The sequence below is a fragment of the Aneurinibacillus migulanus genome (assembly GCF_001274715.1).
In the GTDB taxonomy this organism is placed as follows: domain Bacteria; phylum Bacillota; class Bacilli; order Aneurinibacillales; family Aneurinibacillaceae; genus Aneurinibacillus; species Aneurinibacillus migulanus.
Map to the genome: position 1 here is coordinate 2966450 of NZ_LGUG01000004.1, position 16898 is coordinate 2983347.

A 16898-nucleotide genomic window follows, 5' to 3' on the forward strand; every position below is an offset into this window, starting at 1 on the left:
CTTCCTTTCCTATGTAGAATGTGGAAATCAAATTCTCCATATTATAAAACATACAAATGTTAAGGAAAGGTAATGAGTTGGTATGTGGATTGTAAAAAATGAGAAAATAAGGAAAAAAGATAGAGAAAGAGGTAATAAACATCCGACTTTTTATAGGCTTGCATAAAAACAAACCGTCTCTGACGTCATGCGCCAAAAGACAGTTTGTTTCTGCCATCTAATCGTATCACTTGAAAAACTTGCGAGGTGTGTGCCATAGCGGGTGAAAAAGACCGACAATTGTCTCCCGCATAGAGATACCCATATATTTTGTCGGTCCGTCCGAAGTGACACAAAGCGGCCGCTTTGTTTCTTTGTGGAAAAAGGACGAGAGGCAACACCCGCGCGTTTTTCTTATCTAAGACAAAAGGTTTCGACGACGCAGGATCGCAGCTTCACGTTCAGCCAACACGTCGCTTCGATCACGCAATTTATGCTTATGCAGCAGGAATTCATTTTGCAAATCACTTTGTGACAGCCAGCGAACTTGACGTTCGCTGCATCGATTTTCACACGCTGCAAGCAGATGTTCCGGATGAATTGGCAGATCCATATCGCTGTATGGTTTTTGTTCATGCAGCTCTTGTTTTCTAATGCGTAAGCGCTTCACTAATTCGTGTCCGACAAATCCATATTGTTCTAATTCTTCTTCATGTAAGCGTTGAATAGCGCTATTAAACATTTTTTCTGCACCGACGAAATTGCCTCGCCGATGATGATAGAGACCAACGGCAATCTGGATAAGACCTACCCACATATCGCTGCGTTCTGCTTTAGGAAGGCTTTTCCAGTACTCCTCAAGTACTTCGTGGCATTCGAAGTAATCGCGGTCGGCATGAAAATACACAAGATAATCAATTAACGCTTGCGGATACATCCATAGTACCTCACTTTCTGTTGCACTTATTCTGTCAATCGTAGGGGAGAGAATGACAGAAACGTATTTTTGTATTAGTAACCGTATTGCCGGTAAAGTATATTTTTCTTTGGATATACGATGAAATAAGCTACAGGCTTTATTTTACTACACGTAGGAGGATATTCAATGATTTTAGAAGTTGCCATCATTACTGAAATAACAGGAAGCTCCCTGCTAAAAACATCAGCCGGATTTATCATATTAAGCACTAGAGATAAAAAGTAGCCGGTTTTCACCACATTAAGAGGTGTAACCGGCTTTTCTTATGTTAGGTGACCTAAGCAGTTTAAATCAGTCTGGCATTAAAATGTTTTTGCAGCTTGAATAGCTTTTTGAAGCCCATCCCAAATAATCGCGTCACTTCGATTAGGAAATTGATGATGCCCCTCAATGACTATCGTAGTAATATCGGTAATACCAAAAAACGTTAAATGCTTCTTAACAAAGCTTACAGCCATTTCAGAAGAACTTCCTTCGACATATATCCCACCTCTTGCGTTTAATAAAGCCACTTTCTTATTGGATAATAGCCCAACTGAGCCTTCAGCTGTATATTTAAATGTTTTACCTGGACGATGCATATAATCAAGGTACGAGTGTAGGACAGCAGGAACAGTTAAGTTCCAAAGTGGAAAGGCAATGACCACTTTGTCAGCGGCTATAAACTGTTCTAGGTGCTTAGTGACAATATCATGCACAGTTTTCTCTTCCGGTGTAAGCTCTATTCCTTGAGCTGATTTGAAATTTCCACTAATCATGACATGACCTAAATAAGGCAATTGTTCTTTATATAAATCCAGTTCAATCACCGTATCATTCGGATGTGAGGCTCTATAGCTATCCAAAAATGCATGATACAACTTCCCGCTAATAGAGTGTTCTGTCGGACGATTGTTTGCTTTAACAAACAAAGTTGTTGTCATTTTAGTATCCTCCAAATATAAGTAATATTGATACATGAGCTACACTAACTTTAGCTTTCCGCCTGGATGCTTTTCGTCTTTGCTCTACCAAACTGGAAATAGTAAACCATTAGAATACCTACATGCAAAATAGCAAGAATGAAAAATATATTGCTGTAAATAAAGCTGTTTGGATAGATATTTGCTGGATTCAGGTGAAATTCAGAGCCAAGGTCTACTGCCTTGCTGTAAAGCCCTGTTGCCATGCTGCCGGCAATGAAATTCAGCATTGAAAATAGTCCCATCCCCACTCCAACCTGTTCCTTTGGCAACGTCCTCGAAATAGAATTGGACATAGCAATAAGCATAAAGGATTGCCCCACATTACCGAAAATCAGAAAGGTGGCAATGAATAGAGGGGAACTTCCAGTAAAGGTTGAAAGTAAAACAAAGCAAGTTAATAATAAGCCAGATGCAATAAAGAATAGATATGCATTCCCTTTCAAGTCTGCCAACTTACCGCCCTGCCGCCCAAGAATTGCTGAGGCTATTGCAGCGGGAACCATCGCAAAGCCAATCCAATCAGGTGATAGATGATGTACATGGGCCAGAAGGAGGGGACTTAGAAAATATAATGAAAATCCAACTCCATTTATTAGGAAAGCTATCATTAGACCGAGTGTGTAACTCCTGTTTTTAAAAAGCTTAGGTTGAACGAATGGTTGCGCAGCGGAGCGAATTCGTATGATGAACAGTACGAGAGCGAGCAAACCGCTAATAACAAACCACCATGTTTCATTTGTAATGCCTAGAAGCAGCAAGGTTATTGTAGTAGCCAGTAAACCGCCACCACTCCAGTCAAATTTCCCAGGATGCCCTTGCTCATCTCTTAAATATTTACGGTAAAAGGGGAGTGTGATTAAGAGTAAGAGAGGTACACAAAATAACCAGCGCCAATGAGCAACACTGACAATTAAGGCAGAAATAACTGGGCCAAGGGCACCGCCAAGAGCCAAACCTACGGCCGCCATGCCTATAGCTGAACCTCTCCGCTCTGGAGGAAAGTAGCGAACTGAGATAAGCATGGCAGTTGCTGGGATAGCAGCAGCTCCTACTGCCTGTATGCATCTTCCGACAAGCATCATCCAGAACTCCTGAGAGGCTACACCAATCAAGGAACCTAAAGCAAATAAAAGCAATCCGAACGTCAACAAATTTTTGAGTTTGTACGTGTCAGCTAGTTTCCCGTAAGTGACCGTTCCTATCGCATAAATAAGACCATATGCTGAAATCACCCAACTTACTTGAGCTATGGTCAGATCAAACGCTTCGCTGATTTGAGGAAGGACAATGTTGAACATTGTTGCCCCCATCACAGACAAGGTAAGCGTAAACACTAGGATGCGCAGCAATTTCTCTCCTGTTTGTTGTGTAACTTCTGTTTCCATTCTTTATATCCACCTTTCGCCTAAATACTATATTACTTTCCTAAGAAAATGATTACTGTTACTTTAATTGAAATGATGATGGATGTCAGTCAGTACTGACTGACATTGTGCTTGTAAAAAAACTAGGGGGTTAAAGCCCTAGCGAATATTTGTACACTCTCCATTATAAAAGCCTCCATTGATACGGTTGGAAAGTTAGCATCAGCATCCAAGTTGTTCATAAATGCACCGAAATTCATCATCATGAATGAGAACGCCTGCATTTCCGGGTTCGTCCGAATCAGTTTGCCCTTCTCGGACATAGCTGTAAAATAATTTGTCAAGATTTCCATTAGTTGTTGAGGATGTTTCTGTGTTCTCTCTCGAAACCCAGGCAAATTACCTTCTTCCTTGATGCTGATCTGAATCATCTTCCGGTTACGGTTCATAATTTCATGGTACGTTCGGCTGATCAGGAGCAAGTCTGCATGCAAATCCCACACGAGCTTCTCATTAAAAAGTTTTTTCATCTCTTCAGTATAATGAAAACGGTCAAAAGCAGTTTCGAGAAGATTTTGCTTGCTGCCGAAGTGGCGAAACAGCGTTTTTTCGCTTAAGCCAGCGGCGGCGGCGATTTCCTTGGTTGATACACCATTGTATCCTTTTTCTGCTATAAGATCGATCGCTGCTAATAGTAGTTTATCGTCACTACTTAGATTGTTACTGCTGCCCATTCTTATCCTCTTTTCTAAAATGACTGTCAGTACTGACTGTCATTAATGGTATTTCATTTTTTATAAAATGTCAATAAGTCAATTGGTTTTTGTATTTTAAAAAGTGATTATCCTATTGACATTTTTAAAGATAATAAGTGGTATTTATTTACACTTCCTCAAGGGAGTATTTTATAATACTATTTTGAATTTGTTGTTCAAATAAATTTACTGCATAAGGAGGTTCCAAATCATTGATTTACTTAAAAAGCTTTTATAATCAGGAGAGAGGATGGAATATATCATAAGTACGATTGATATTACTTTTTATGGAGAACTGATTAAGAGGGTAGGGACACGCTTATATGAGATTTCTAAGCGAGAGGCTTACGCATCTTCTGTGGATGTTCTGTTATCATTTTATCAACGATATAAAATAGTTTACACTGTTTAGACAATACTTATATTTATTGAAGTATTCTATGATGTACAAAAGCATTGTTGTAAACTATATGGTTTCATGGAGGTACAGCAAATGAAAGAGGTAGGGATACCGTTGAATTTAAAATACGAATACGTTTGAAAAGAGAAGTATATCGTGAAGAAAAAAGGGTGAGGGGAGATAGTTTTTGGTTCAGAAGTTGAGCTAATACTTGTTGTAGAAACTATACGACTGCTGTATTAAAGCGTTGATTGAATCCTTCCGCATTCATAAGAACCCTGTTGATGCTTCTAAACAACTGCATAACTATATAAATTACACTTGATAGTTTGACAGGGTAGCGTGGTTGGAAGTGGGTGATTCAGAAAAAGAAGAGGTTGGATGGGCCCTGCGCTCCAGCAGAAAAAAGGCAAATGTGCCTTTTTCCGACCGTTCCCGCCCACCGCCCTTCCTTCTTTTCTTCCCTCTCACCACAAGAATTTGTCGATGTATCAAATCAGATGTATATAGGCCAGTATCTAAGCAAAGGATAAATATGATTCGGTAAGATTTATAGTATTAAAATACTACGTACAAAACCAATAACATAAGTTTGACATATACAAGATCAATGTAAAAAAGAGAATAAAAGACTTCAGTAGAGCGTTGAGCTCCATTGAAGCCTTCTTTAGTTACTTGTCACAACCATATTTATCATCCCTACTGAATTCCCGTCCCGCCAACAGAAATTACTCGGTTAGTCGTCCTATACGATAAGCACAACGGAGTTCACCGGCTAAAATATGCTCAACTCGCTCAATAGTAATATCAGAGCCTAAAATACTCTGAAACATTTCTAGTTCCTTACTGCAGAATCCTGTACAAGCTGTAGCTACTACACAAATAGGACAATGCTTTTCTATAAGTAAAAAATCTCCCCCCTCTTGCTGTTGGATTTCAGCCATATATCCTTCTTTGGTACGTATCTCGGCCAGTAACTCTAATCGCTTTGGAAGAGAGGAAGTTTCAGGAATTTGTTTGCAATAATTCTCGATTTGCTGACGATTACGAAGCGCTAGTATACGGTCTATACCTTCCTGTCCAAATGCCTCATTTATGGAATGTATTAATCCTAAAGTTAACTCTGCATAGCCTTCAGGAAAAAAACGATCAGCAGATGATGTTAATCTCCACAATTTAGCTGGACGCCCCATTGCACGCGCTTCTTCTTTATAGGTAACCAAATTTTCTTCCTGTAAAGCATACAGATGTTGTCGTACTGCCATCGGAGATATTTCTAAATGAGAAGCAAGAGCAAGAGCATCCATCGGCCCCTCTTGTTTCAGCATTTTGACAATAACACGTCGTGTTTTGGTTGTAGATGTACTTGACGATTTCTTTTTCATAATTAAATTCTCCTATAACAGCCGTTGTTACAACGCACAAACTTATTTATATCTTTATCCTAAAATTATAACGGTTACTTTCGAGGATACAATTTGATTCTAAAGAATCTACTTTATAAAGTCAAATTGGTTTTATGTAACTTTATAAAGAAAAAACTTTATAAAGTTATTTGGGTAGCATACACTTTTTTGTAAATAAAAAACTTTATAAAGTGAAAATTATAGAAATGGAGGTTTTTATCATAAATAAAAGAGAAGGCATATTTAGCTCGCGTTATCGTGCATTGACAATTGGTATTATTCTTGCTGTAATGGCAGTTGCATTCGAGGGACTTTCTGTTACTACTATAGCTCCTGTCATTGCAAAAAATTTGCAAGGAATGGAGCTTTACGGCTGGATATTTAGTGCTTATTTATTAGCACAAATTCTTGGAACAATGATAATTGGTCAACAAATTGATAGAAGTGGTCCTGCTTTTCCTTTCATTTTCGCATTGTTTATTTTTTCCATCGGGCTTATCATTGCAGCTGTTACCCAGAGTATGCTTGTTCTTATTATTGCTCGTGCCCTGCAAGGGTTTGGCGCAGGCGCAATTCTTACATGCGTTTATACTAGCATTTCACTTAGCTACCCGGATGAGTTAAGAACGAAGATATTGGCTGTTTTCTCAAGTGCCTATGTTCTTCCCGCTCTTATTGGTCCCTATGTAGCTGGCATAATTGCACAGTATAGTTCTTGGCGTTTTGTGTTTTGGGGAATTATCCCATTTATTATCTTAGCTGCATTTCTTAGTTTGCCTTCATTTAAAGGCTTAAAAGTGAAAGGTGTCCAAAACGAAGGGAGGCGTCAAACCAATCTATGGGCAATTCAACTTACTATAGGGACAGGGTTATTACTCTCTGGTCTTGGGATGATGCCAAAATTCTTTGGGGTAATTCTTGGGATTGTAGGTTTAATCCTTATGATAATACCTCTTCGTAGATTTTTGCCTTCCGGTACATTTGTAGCCTGTTCAGGGCTTCCAGCTATGTTAGCTTCGCGTGGTCTTTTTATGGCATGCTACACGGGTACACAAAGTTTTTTAGTTTTAGCTCTTACAGAGGTTAAGGGATATGCTTCTGATACGGCAGGTCTTATTGTAGCGTCAGCTGCACTTAGCTGGTCAACAGCTGCTTATATACAGGCTCGCCTTGATGAACGGGATAAAGGACAGGGCCGCCGAATGCGTGTACTCATTGGTGTGTTTATGATGTGTGTTGGAATCGGTGTAATTGTATGGGTCCCTATTATAGGAATAACTCTTGCTGTTGCAAGTCAAATTATTATAGGATTTGGTATTGGGCTGGCACATCCTACAAGTGGTGCGATTTCCTTTGCACAAGCAACAGAAGGGACAGAAGGGGAAGTATCAGCCAGTCTTCAATTTGTTGATTCTTTTACCCCAGGTATCGTTGTTGGAATTGGTGGTGCATTAATTACTATTAGCCATACTGTTGGAATAGCTCCATACTTAGGGATTTCTGCAGCCCTAGGCATTCAACTCATCTTAATACTAATTAGCTTGCTTGCAGCATATCAATTACCTCACATAAAAAAATAAGGATTTAAAGTCCATTCTCTATTACGTAGGAGGAAGCTATGAAAAACATAATTGTCTTTGGAGCAAGCAAAGGATTAGGAGATGCTCTTGTCAAGGGACTGCCGGAGCCTGGGGATAATGTATGGATCGTTTCCAGAAGTCGCCCGGATAGCTTGCTGATCAATGATGGAGTTCATCGAAGCTGGATCCAAGCAGACTTATCGTTACTTACAGCAAGTAGTGAGATTGCTGATGTATTAGAGAATGAAACGATCGATGTGTTGGTTTATAACGTAGGAATATGGGAAAAAGAAGGATTTCAGGATCATTATGACTTCGAGCAGGATGACCCAACAGATATCGCCAATCTGATCCAGGTCAATATCACTTCTGCGATTACTTGCATTCAGAAGCTGCTGCCCCATATGAAAAATTCGGATAACGGGAAAATATTTTTAATCGGTTCTACCGCTGGTCTGGAAAATACGAATCATTCGCAAGTGTCATTTGTGGCATCAAAATTTGGTTTGCGCGGTATTGGTAATGCTTTACGGGAGCATGTTCGAAAATATAGCATCGGTGTCACATGCATCAATCCGGGGGAACTTGCAGCAGAAATCCCTTACGAAGATGGAGCAGAAAAGGCAATAGACGCTTACAACGGAACGAGGATCCCAGTACAAGATATTGTTTCTTTGGTCAAATGTGTAGCCAATTTGTCCAAAGTATCATGCGTCAAAGAAATTCATATTCCGGCAATATCTGATTTGAACGCATAATTGCAGGAAGAATCTGATCAAAAAGAAAGAAGGAGTAAGTTAAAAAAGAAGGGGAGGCAAGATAAGGAAATGTCAAAAGTGCAGAAGACATTGGACATTTCCTTATCTGACCAACAGAGAATCATATTATTGTGTAACGCTTATTACACCTGTTGATAGCTTATATTAATCATTTGTCAGTCTGTGATCGTTAGTACAACCAATTAATTTATGTAAAATTATAATTGACAGTATGAGTACGATCCTATACCATATAGTTAAGTTTAATTAACTAAAGTGAAATCGCTTATTTTGGATTAATCCGGAAGATAAGACGTTTTTGCTGATTTATCTGGTTAAATAATTAAGTTAATTAAACTTAATTAAATGGTGTATAAATAATTATTATTTGTAGTATGGAGGGAAGTATGGAATTGCGTTCATTAGTAAAGAATAGGCGGTTTTTGTTTTTATGGATGTCTGAAACGTTCGCGGTTTTGAGTTTTTCGATGTTTTTAATTACGATTTCCTGGTATATGGTAGATTATTTGCACTTACCTCAATACATGGGATTGGTTTTTGCTGCGGCTTCGTTACCACGCATGGTAACGATGATGGTAGGGGGAGTGTTGGCCGATCGCATACAAAGATCCAAAATTATGTTTAGTGCTGGATTGGGCGAAGCTTTCCTCATTGGAATATTACTAGTGACATATCTTAACGACTGGCTTACTTTTCCTGTATTGCTCGGTGTTGCGTTTTGTTTAGGAGCTCTGGACGGTTTTTTCTTTCCTGCGCTCTCATCCAGTATCCCTGCTCTAGTACAGAAGGAAGAACTACAATCTGCGAATACTTTGATTCATAGCACGCAGGAATTGATTTTTCTAATCGGGCCAGTTACGGCAGGGGTTCTGATGACTTATTATTCGTTCGCTGCAACCTTTGGAGTGAGCATGATCGCCATGCTGCTGCATGCTATTCTTGTTTTTCCACCGTTTATCCAGGATGCTAAGCCAACGAGCGATTCTACAAAACAAAGTATAATGAAAGAAATTCGTGAAGGTCTGGATTATGTTTGTCGTTCGTCGTTTTATAAAACGGGCATTCTGATTATCATTGTAATCAACTTTTTTGTTTTTGGCCCTATATTTCTCAGCCTCCCGCTACTTGTTAAGGAAGCGAATGGAACAGCTCTTCACCTTAGTTTTTTGGAAGGCGGATTTTCAATCGGTTCTCTATTGGCGACCATACTTTTGCTGTTTATCACACTTCGTAAGAACCGCGGGAAGCTTATTCTATTCTTCCTGTTTGGCACCTTGGTATTTTTATGGATTTTCAGCCAAATGTCATCTATTGGAGGACTTATCCTACTAGCCAGCTCGGTCGCTTTTTGCGGATTTATGGCCTTCATGCCAACGGATGTCTTAATTCAAGAGCGTACAGATCCGAAGTTGATGGGACGGGTCATGAGCATTGTTTTTTTGGCACAAACAGCATTCGATCCTGTGGCTCAAACGCTATTTTCCTTTTTGATGACAATCGGGTTTCCTGTCCGCACCTTATTGGCCGTTTTCTCGGTAATCGGATTGATGATTGCTGTCCTGATTTACGTAAGGGCCAAACATTGGCGCTCGATATGCTAAACAGGCTCATTCGAGGTGTTTGCCGAATGAAAAAGAGGAGTGGTATAAATAAGTATAGAAAGGCGATCAGAAAGGGGCAGAAAAAGAGTGATGAGCCAAACTCAAGAGCGGTGTGTGTTTCTTATTACTGGGATTATGGCGGCGGGAAAATCGACGGTTGCTCAGCTTCTTACCGAGACATTCGATAAGGGAGTTCATGTGCGCGGTGATATGTTCCGAAAAATGATCGTGGCTGGACGGGATGAACTGCTTCCTAATGCCTCTAAAGAAGCACTAAGCCAATTGTCCCTCCGTTACAGAATTGCTGCTTCTGTAACGGATGCATACTTTGAAGCAGGATTTAATGTTGTTGTACAAGATGTTATAGTAGGTTCACATCTTAAGGAATTTGTCGAGTTGATTCGTAGCCGCCCGCTGTTTGTAGTCGTACTTTCTCCGAGCATAGAAGTGGTAACGGCAAGAGAGTCCGCTCGTTCCAAAAAAGGATATGGCGCATGGACAGTTTCCGAACTTCAGCATATTTTACACAATGAAACGCCCAGAATTGGTTTGTGGCTTGACACTTCTGAACAAAAACCGGAAGATACAGTCGATGAAATTCTTCGAAGAGCTTGGACAGAAGCGCTTGTATAATTAAAATAAGGATTCGATTTATTAGGAAGGTCGTGATCAATTGTTGAATGAGTATCGTGCCGTTGTTGAACAATTAAATGAAGCTTTTGACGAATACGGCATTTTGATTACAAAGGAATTAAAAGAACTTGATCGATTTCATTTAACATCACAGCAAGAAGTGATGATGATTCACATTTCGAAACATGAGAGAATTACAGCAAACGAAATTTCATTGGCGTTCGGAATTTCGAAAAGTGCGGTTAGTCAGGTTTTAACCAAGCTTGAGCAACAGGAGATGATTGTACGAGTAATCAATCCGGCTAATCGAAGAGAAGCTTTCATCATGTTGGGGAAAAAGGGAAAGAAATATGCCGCCATGCTTGAAGAAGTAAACATAAAATTAATTGAAAAATATTTTTCTAAAATTAGGCTTGAAGATTTAAAGCACATGACTGAAACGATGAAAGACATCAATGTAATCATAAAACGAAGCAAAGAGAGTTAGAGGCATTTTAATAAAGTAACAGTAAGGGACAAAGGTTCATACTTATAATTTTCGCTATCCCTTAAAGTGAAAACAACTCTTTTTTTCCGGTTCAAAGAAGAATTCTTCAAAGGAAAAGAGGAGGTAATCAAGCCCCGCTGTCCGTATGGGTGGCGGGGCTTTTTTGTGTTCGCTATATAGCGCTCAGCAGTAAATGAAAAGGTGGTTAATGACAAGATACTTTTAATTTAAAGGCCAGGTCTACAAGTACCACAATCTTCATCTTTTTCTTCAGAAGCACCTTTTTCAGCTCCAATTACTTCATTTTTAGGATCAGCCAGTTCTTCTGCAGTAACCGTTCTTTCTAACTCATTGACCATAGCAGGTGTATTTTGTTTAGCATTTGCGTTTTTGTTCTCATACGTCATACTATCCATTCCCTTCTGTACTAAAACCGTTTTATTTTTTGCACGCCTTTAACATGTGGATTTTCACCCCTATTTATACATCTTTATCCATTAATGGCGAGATATTTATCATGTTTAACGATTTTATTGCACGAGTGGCCCCGACGGTCGTAGGTTACAATTGTGTATTGATCGGAAAGATGGTCAGCAATGGAGAAGGAATCGGCGTTACCTCTTCCGCCTTAGATTATATACACTCATTTATAAACACTCTCCTCTCTTTTGAATCAATTTTTACCAATATCTATATACATCTGATTTGATACATCGACAAATTTTTATGGTGGGAAGGAAGAAAAGAAGGAAGGGCGGTGGGCGGGAGCGGTCGGAAAAAGGCATACTGGCTTTTCTTCTGCCAGATCGCAGGGCGCATCCAACCTCTTCTTTTTCCAAAACTCCTCTTTCTAACCACGCTACCCTGTCAAACTCTATCTAAAAGGTTCGGAATTAGTAGCTGTAGGCAGGGAAGGAAGGCAAAAATGTCTTCCTTTTTTATTTGATCTATTTAAATTCAGCAGTTAAAGGAAATTGGAGCAACAAAGGACAGAGAACACCTTCAAAAAATGTTAGAGTATTTACAGGAAGGTGACAGTACTTATGTTACAGAGTTAACTCTAAATTCTTAACTACTGTTATGGCTGGTGCTAACCAATTAGAAAGAGCTCTTAGTTCATATGTGACGACATGAAAGGATCAAGCTAGCTAAGAAAGAAAATTAAGGAAGTAATGGATTTGAGGGGGAATATAAAAAATAGCATTAGATCCAGCATTAATAACCTTGGAGGTAAGTAATGAAAATACTTTTAATAGAGGACGATTTAAAGCTGATTAAATATATCAAAAAATATTTGACCGTATACGATTATGAGGTTTTTATTGTCGAAGATTTTGAATGTATTGTGGAAACTGTTGATCGAATCGAACCCCAACTGATCATTCTTGATATAAATTTACCGACGCTTGATGGCTTTTATTTCTTGAAACGAATCAGAAAAAACCATACTATGCCTATTATAATTTTGTCTGCCAGAAGCGAAGAAGGTGAACAAATCAGAGGAATGGAGCTAGGTGCGGATGACTATATTACAAAGCCTTTCAGTGTAGGAATTCTTTTGGCGAAGATCAATGCTGTCTTAAGAAGAGCCATGCAATATTCAGAAGAAAACAAGATAGAAGATGGAAAGCTCGTTTTGTTGGAAGATAGTTTGAAATTGCAGTATGAACATAAAACAGTAGAGCTTTCAAAGAATGAGTATAAAATAATCAAATTGTTAATGCAGAATTCAGGGAAATTGGTAAGTAGAGATGAATTGTTTGATGTGTTAACAGATTATAACAGGTTTGTGGCTGAAAATACGCTTAATGTTAATATTTCTAGAATAAAGAGTAAGCTGAAAGAATTGGGGCTTAATCATGTCATCACAACTAAAAGGGGATTGGGTTATGTCTTTTATCCGATTGATAACTGATGTAATACAAGATAAGAAAGCGTTGATCTTTGTATACACTATCAATACTTTCCTGATTGTATCATTCTATATGCTTCTTCTGGGAACCGAAGAGTTTTTATATCCAGTTATATTGAGTGGTGCCCTTTTCACCATTTATTTATTGTTTGAAGTATACCAATATCATAAATTTGTAAGCGGGGTTGAGGATGGAGGGAAGAGCCCTAACTACACCCATCATTTCACGAATAATAAAGACAAACTCATTTTCCAGACGCTATCCAAAATCCATCAGGAATATAACACAAGGCTCTATGACAATAAAGTAAAACAGAACAATAAGAATGCCTTATTTTCACAATGGATTCATAATATGAAAACATCGGTATCCGTCATTCACCTTGCTTGCGAAATTAGCCTTACCGAAAGAGAAAATGATGAATATATGGAAGACATCAAAGAAGAGAATGAGATATTGAAAAAGAATTTGGAGGAAGCCTTAAACTTACTTAGAATTGAAGAGTTTTCAAGAGATTTTATTGCTCGACGAATGCCGTTAAAGCAACTTGTATATCAAGCGCTAAATGAAAGAAGAAGAGAAATTAGGTATAAAGGAATCCATCCTATTGTGGATATACCAGATGAATTGGAAATCTTGACCGATAAAAAATGGGCACAATACATGCTTGAGCAAATTCTATCAAATGCTATTAAGTATTCTATAGTAGAGAAAAGCGAATCAATCCTTATTCGAGCAATGAAAGAAGAGGACAAGGTTATTCTTTCAATTATTGATAATGGTATTGGAATTGATGAGAAGGATACCGATCGCGTATTTGATCCTTTTTTTACTGGAGATGGTGGAAGACGAGACAGAAATGCTACTGGAATTGGGCTTTACATGGTAAAGCTTATTTCGGATCGATTGGGACATAAAATACAAATTCAATCACAAAAGGATAAAGGAACGACTGTTAATATTACTTTTCTTTCAAAATTGTAAGACTATGAGAGTGAAATCGATTTTTTGTTCTTTTTTCATCCTCTATACTTTTGATAAGAATCAAACTTTGAATTATGGGAGGTTTTTAATATGGAAGTGTTAAAAGTAAATGATCTGTCAAAAGTATATAACTCATATAAAGAAGCCAAAGAAGTTGCAGCTTTAAATGGAATAACCCTTCGTGTAAAAAGGGGGGATTTTGTTGGAATTATGGGTCCTAGTGGAAGTGGTAAGACCACTCTGTTGAATTTATTGTCAGGTATTGATCAATGCACCTCTGGAGAAGTCTTTATTGAGGACAAAAATATAACACATTTATCGAAAGAGGAAATGGCCCTTTTCAGGCGGCACAGTGTAGGATATGTATTTCAAGATTTTAACTTACTTGATAGTCTTACTATTTCAGAAAACATCGCTCTTCCCTTGATATTAGACAAGGTTAATCCGAAAACAATTGGATTAAAGCTTAAAGAGCTTACAGCATTTTTTGAAATCGAGCATATCCAAAATAAATATCCTTATCATATATCTGGTGGACAAAAACAAAGAGCAGCAGTAGCCAGAGCATTAATCAATGACCCAGCCATCGTATTCGCCGATGAACCGACAGGAAATCTTGATTCAAAATCCTCAAAAAACATTATGAACACACTAAAAAAAATAAATGATGAAAGAAATAGCACGGTTTTGATGGTCAGTCACGACCCCTTTGCTGCCTCTTTTTGCAAAAGAATCATTTTTATAAAAGATGGAGCGATTAAGATGGAAATTGTATCAAGTGGTGATAGAAAGGAATTTTTCGATCAAATATTAGAAGCTGAAAGTATGATTGGAGGGGAGATTCAATGACTTTTCCTTCCATTGTATATAAAAATTTAAAATACAACTTTACCCGTTATATTTCCTTTTATTTAGTAAACAGTTTTATTGTGGCCGTTCTTTTTATGTATGGAACCTTGTTTTTTAATGATAGCATCCCTTCCAATACGAAAAGTGTTTTTAATTTTTCATTTGTAGCCATTGTGTTGTTCTGTATCATATTTATCTCTTATACTCAAACATACTTTGTGAAATTCAGAGGAAAAGAATTTGGCGTATATCTGACATTAGGAATGACTACAAGTGATCTTAAAAAAATGATTCGACGAGAAAATATAATTATTATCTCTATCTCATTGCTAACAGGGATTGCGGCAGGTTTGCTTTTTTCTAGGATGTTTTATCTAATCCTAGGTAAATTGTTAATAAATATTGTATACAGCATCAGCTTTGATACTTTTTTGCTTACTATCAGTGTGTTTTTACCTATATTTATTATCAGCACTTTTTTTACAGAGAGATATCTGACCAAACTTTCTATCATTGAAGTCATTCAATCCAGCTCGAAAAAGGAGATTGCTGCTACCAATCCCATAATCGGATTTATATCGATCATCGTATTTGCAATATCGTTGTATCTATTACCGAAAGTTTACACTGGTGACATCTTTGATGGAAGTAAGGTAATACTTACGCTTTGTGCATTAGCGACATTGGTTAGTCCATTCTTTATTATTGGTACATTGATCGGTATGTTTCGCTCAATCATTCGTAAATACCCGAGAATTCACAATAATAATTTGCTAGTTCTTTCCAATCTTGTGCATCGTTTTTTATCATATCAGACGATTCTCTATGTGGTTTCGCTTATGGTGTCCTTGGGTATTTTTTTGATCGGAGTCGGTTACACGATCCATAAAAATACCATTACATTTAATGATTTGGAGAGACCTTATGACTTTATGTTCATTGAGAATGATAAATACAACCATATTTCGCAGGATGAGATACGGAAAGTGATTGAAGATAATGGAGGAAAGATCAAGAAATATACGGTATTAGATTATCTTTCATTACCTATTTACAAAATGAAGGACAGTAAAGTAAAAACGGGTGAGCGTACGTATTCCAACAGTGTCATTATTAGTGAAAGTAATTACAACAAACATATGGCTACAAACAAAGACATAAAAAGAGGATACATGCTGGATGTTTTTCTTGATGGTGGAGAGATTCAAACGAAACCTACTGAAGATATCATGTTCTTGATGAATAAAAAAAGCGTTCAAAGCCCAAGTAAACGATTTGATGATGCGAATATAACAATGAATTCTTCAGACTTCTTTCGTCAAGTTCATTCTTCTGACTTATTTACTGTACCAAAAGAACGGATTCTAAATGATAAGGCTCAATTTGCAAATTTAGAGTATACCAATGCCTATTCAACGTATCACGCTTATGTAGTAGATGATGTAGATTATGAAATGTTAAAAAGAAAAAGCGGTTATCCTGATATTTCTAAGTATCATTTGATAAATCTTACTAGCGGTGATAAAAACAAGATATTTTTTGAGATTCTCAGTGCTTTGCGAAAAGTTAATCATGCTGATGAAACGATATGGAAGAACAAAGCTTTTTTAGGTGGACCGATAAATGAAAAGACTTTGTTAGAAGCTTATCGACCTTTCTCTAAGACCGAAAAAGCAGAAAGAGATTTACAACTAAATGGCGTCTTTTACTTCTCCATGACCTTTTTAGGAGCTTTGCTCCTGATTTCTTCAAGTATTGTGCTATTTTATAAAATTGTAACAGATATAGCGGAAGAAAAGCAGCGAATAGTGATAGTGAGAAAAATCGGGATCACCAACCGTGAGATGAAACGAAATTTAACAAAACAGTTAAAAATTATATTTTTTGTACCTGCTATGATTGGTGCCACTATGGCTCTGTACTATATTGCATTAGTAAATACCAACTACTCAAAAATTAATTATACGATGCTACAAGCATTACTAGTGGTAGTAGTGTATATTTTATTGCAGATCGTATTTTACTTTGGATTAAGGAGGAAGTATCTTTCCAGTTTAAATGAATAGCAAACTCCCCGTTCAATGATTCTACTATCAAACTATTTCTGTAAGGGAGTGTTAGTCTAAACGGTAGGTAACCACTTGAAAGGGTTCCACAGATATTGCCCCCTTTCAAGGAGTAAATACATTTTATATGACTTAAGAGGCGGCTTTCCTTTAACATA

At 37.7% G+C, this 16898-nt stretch carries 17 protein-coding genes and 3 pseudogenes; 11 read left to right on the plus strand and 9 right to left on the minus strand.

Annotation, left to right across the window (positions count from 1 at the left end; genetic code table 11):
* Positions 1 to 397: 397 nt before the first annotated feature.
* From AF333_RS16110 to AF333_RS16130, 7 genes and pseudogenes are all read right to left on the minus strand, one after another.
* Positions 398 to 916: a DUF309 domain-containing protein gene (locus AF333_RS16110; RefSeq protein WP_043063452.1), complete on the minus strand. Its 519-nt coding sequence runs from the start codon at positions 914 to 916 to the stop codon at positions 398 to 400.
* A gap of 344 nt (positions 917 to 1260) precedes the next feature.
* Positions 1261 to 1881 (minus strand): FMN-dependent NADH-azoreductase, encoded by a 621-nt coding sequence (locus tag AF333_RS16115; protein WP_043063451.1) that lies wholly within the window; start codon positions 1879 to 1881, stop codon positions 1261 to 1263.
* Between the two features lie 50 nt (positions 1882 to 1931).
* Complete coding sequence (locus AF333_RS16120) at positions 1932 to 3308, minus strand: MFS transporter (protein WP_043063450.1); 1377 nt, start codon at positions 3306 to 3308, stop codon at positions 1932 to 1934.
* A gap of 122 nt (positions 3309 to 3430) precedes the next feature.
* Complete coding sequence (locus tag AF333_RS16125) at positions 3431 to 4021, minus strand: TetR/AcrR family transcriptional regulator (protein WP_043063449.1); 591 nt, start codon at positions 4019 to 4021, stop codon at positions 3431 to 3433.
* A 512-nt stretch (positions 4022 to 4533) separates the two neighbouring features.
* Positions 4534 to 4748 (minus strand): annotated as a pseudogene (locus tag AF333_RS31905) (IS4 family transposase); the annotation flags it as partial.
* Between the two features lie 9 nt (positions 4749 to 4757).
* Positions 4758 to 4937: a hypothetical protein gene (locus AF333_RS35460; protein ID WP_235496510.1), complete on the minus strand. Its 180-nt coding sequence runs from the start codon at positions 4935 to 4937 to the stop codon at positions 4758 to 4760.
* 233 nt (positions 4938 to 5170) lie between these two features.
* On the minus strand, positions 5171 to 5827 hold the full coding sequence (locus tag AF333_RS16130) for a helix-turn-helix transcriptional regulator (protein WP_043063448.1): 657 nt from the start codon (positions 5825 to 5827) through the stop codon (positions 5171 to 5173).
* 170 nt (positions 5828 to 5997) lie between these two features.
* On the opposite strand from AF333_RS16130, the gene AF333_RS16135 reads away from it, so the two are divergent.
* The 5 genes from AF333_RS16135 to AF333_RS16155 all read left to right on the plus strand — a co-directional run bounded on the left by AF333_RS16135 (position 5998) and on the right by AF333_RS16155 (position 10928).
* Positions 5998 to 7428 (plus strand): MFS transporter, encoded by a 1431-nt coding sequence (locus AF333_RS16135; RefSeq protein ID WP_321167166.1) that lies wholly within the window; start codon positions 5998 to 6000, stop codon positions 7426 to 7428.
* Positions 7429 to 7466: 38 nt separating this feature from the next.
* Complete coding sequence (locus AF333_RS16140; protein WP_043063447.1) at positions 7467 to 8186, plus strand: SDR family NAD(P)-dependent oxidoreductase; 720 nt, start codon at positions 7467 to 7469, stop codon at positions 8184 to 8186.
* A 407-nt stretch (positions 8187 to 8593) separates the two neighbouring features.
* Entirely contained in the window at positions 8594 to 9808 is a 1215-nt protein-coding gene (locus AF333_RS16145) for an MFS transporter (protein ID WP_043063446.1), read from the plus strand.
* A 90-nt stretch (positions 9809 to 9898) separates the two neighbouring features.
* Positions 9899 to 10441, plus strand: coding sequence for an AAA family ATPase (locus AF333_RS16150; protein ID WP_043063445.1), 543 nt, complete (start codon positions 9899 to 9901; stop codon positions 10439 to 10441).
* A gap of 43 nt (positions 10442 to 10484) precedes the next feature.
* Complete coding sequence (locus AF333_RS16155; protein WP_235356559.1) at positions 10485 to 10928, plus strand: MarR family winged helix-turn-helix transcriptional regulator; 444 nt, start codon at positions 10485 to 10487, stop codon at positions 10926 to 10928.
* A gap of 227 nt (positions 10929 to 11155) precedes the next feature.
* On the opposite strand, the gene AF333_RS16160 is transcribed toward AF333_RS16155, so the two are convergent.
* Positions 11156 to 11344 (minus strand): hypothetical protein, encoded by a 189-nt coding sequence (locus AF333_RS16160; protein ID WP_235496514.1) that lies wholly within the window; start codon positions 11342 to 11344, stop codon positions 11156 to 11158.
* A 107-nt stretch (positions 11345 to 11451) separates the two neighbouring features.
* Positions 11452 to 11556 (minus strand): annotated as a pseudogene (locus AF333_RS37480) (alpha/beta fold hydrolase); the annotation flags it as partial.
* Between the two features lie 77 nt (positions 11557 to 11633).
* Between AF333_RS37480 and AF333_RS35465 the strand changes: the two are divergent.
* The 6 genes and pseudogenes from AF333_RS35465 to AF333_RS16180 all read left to right on the plus strand — a co-directional run bounded on the left by AF333_RS35465 (position 11634) and on the right by AF333_RS16180 (position 16740).
* The gene (locus AF333_RS35465; protein WP_235496515.1) at positions 11634 to 11810 is read left to right on the plus strand and encodes a hypothetical protein; all 177 of its coding nucleotides are present in this window, start codon (positions 11634 to 11636) and stop codon (positions 11808 to 11810) included.
* 85 nt (positions 11811 to 11895) lie between these two features.
* A pseudogene (locus AF333_RS37485) lies at positions 11896 to 11988 on the plus strand (recombinase family protein); the annotation flags it as partial.
* Positions 11989 to 12165: 177 nt separating this feature from the next.
* Positions 12166 to 12843 (plus strand): response regulator transcription factor, encoded by a 678-nt coding sequence (locus tag AF333_RS16165; protein WP_043063442.1) that lies wholly within the window; start codon positions 12166 to 12168, stop codon positions 12841 to 12843.
* Complete coding sequence (locus tag AF333_RS16170) at positions 12818 to 13825, plus strand: sensor histidine kinase (protein ID WP_043063441.1); 1008 nt, start codon at positions 12818 to 12820, stop codon at positions 13823 to 13825. The genes AF333_RS16165 and AF333_RS16170 overlap by 26 nt, the downstream gene beginning before the upstream one ends.
* A 90-nt stretch (positions 13826 to 13915) precedes the next feature.
* Entirely contained in the window at positions 13916 to 14674 is a 759-nt protein-coding gene (locus tag AF333_RS16175) for an ABC transporter ATP-binding protein (protein WP_043063440.1), read from the plus strand.
* On the plus strand, positions 14671 to 16740 hold the full coding sequence (locus AF333_RS16180; protein WP_043063439.1) for an FtsX-like permease family protein: 2070 nt from the start codon (positions 14671 to 14673) through the stop codon (positions 16738 to 16740). The genes AF333_RS16175 and AF333_RS16180 overlap by 4 nt, the downstream gene beginning before the upstream one ends.
* Positions 16741 to 16898 lie beyond the last annotated feature (158 nt).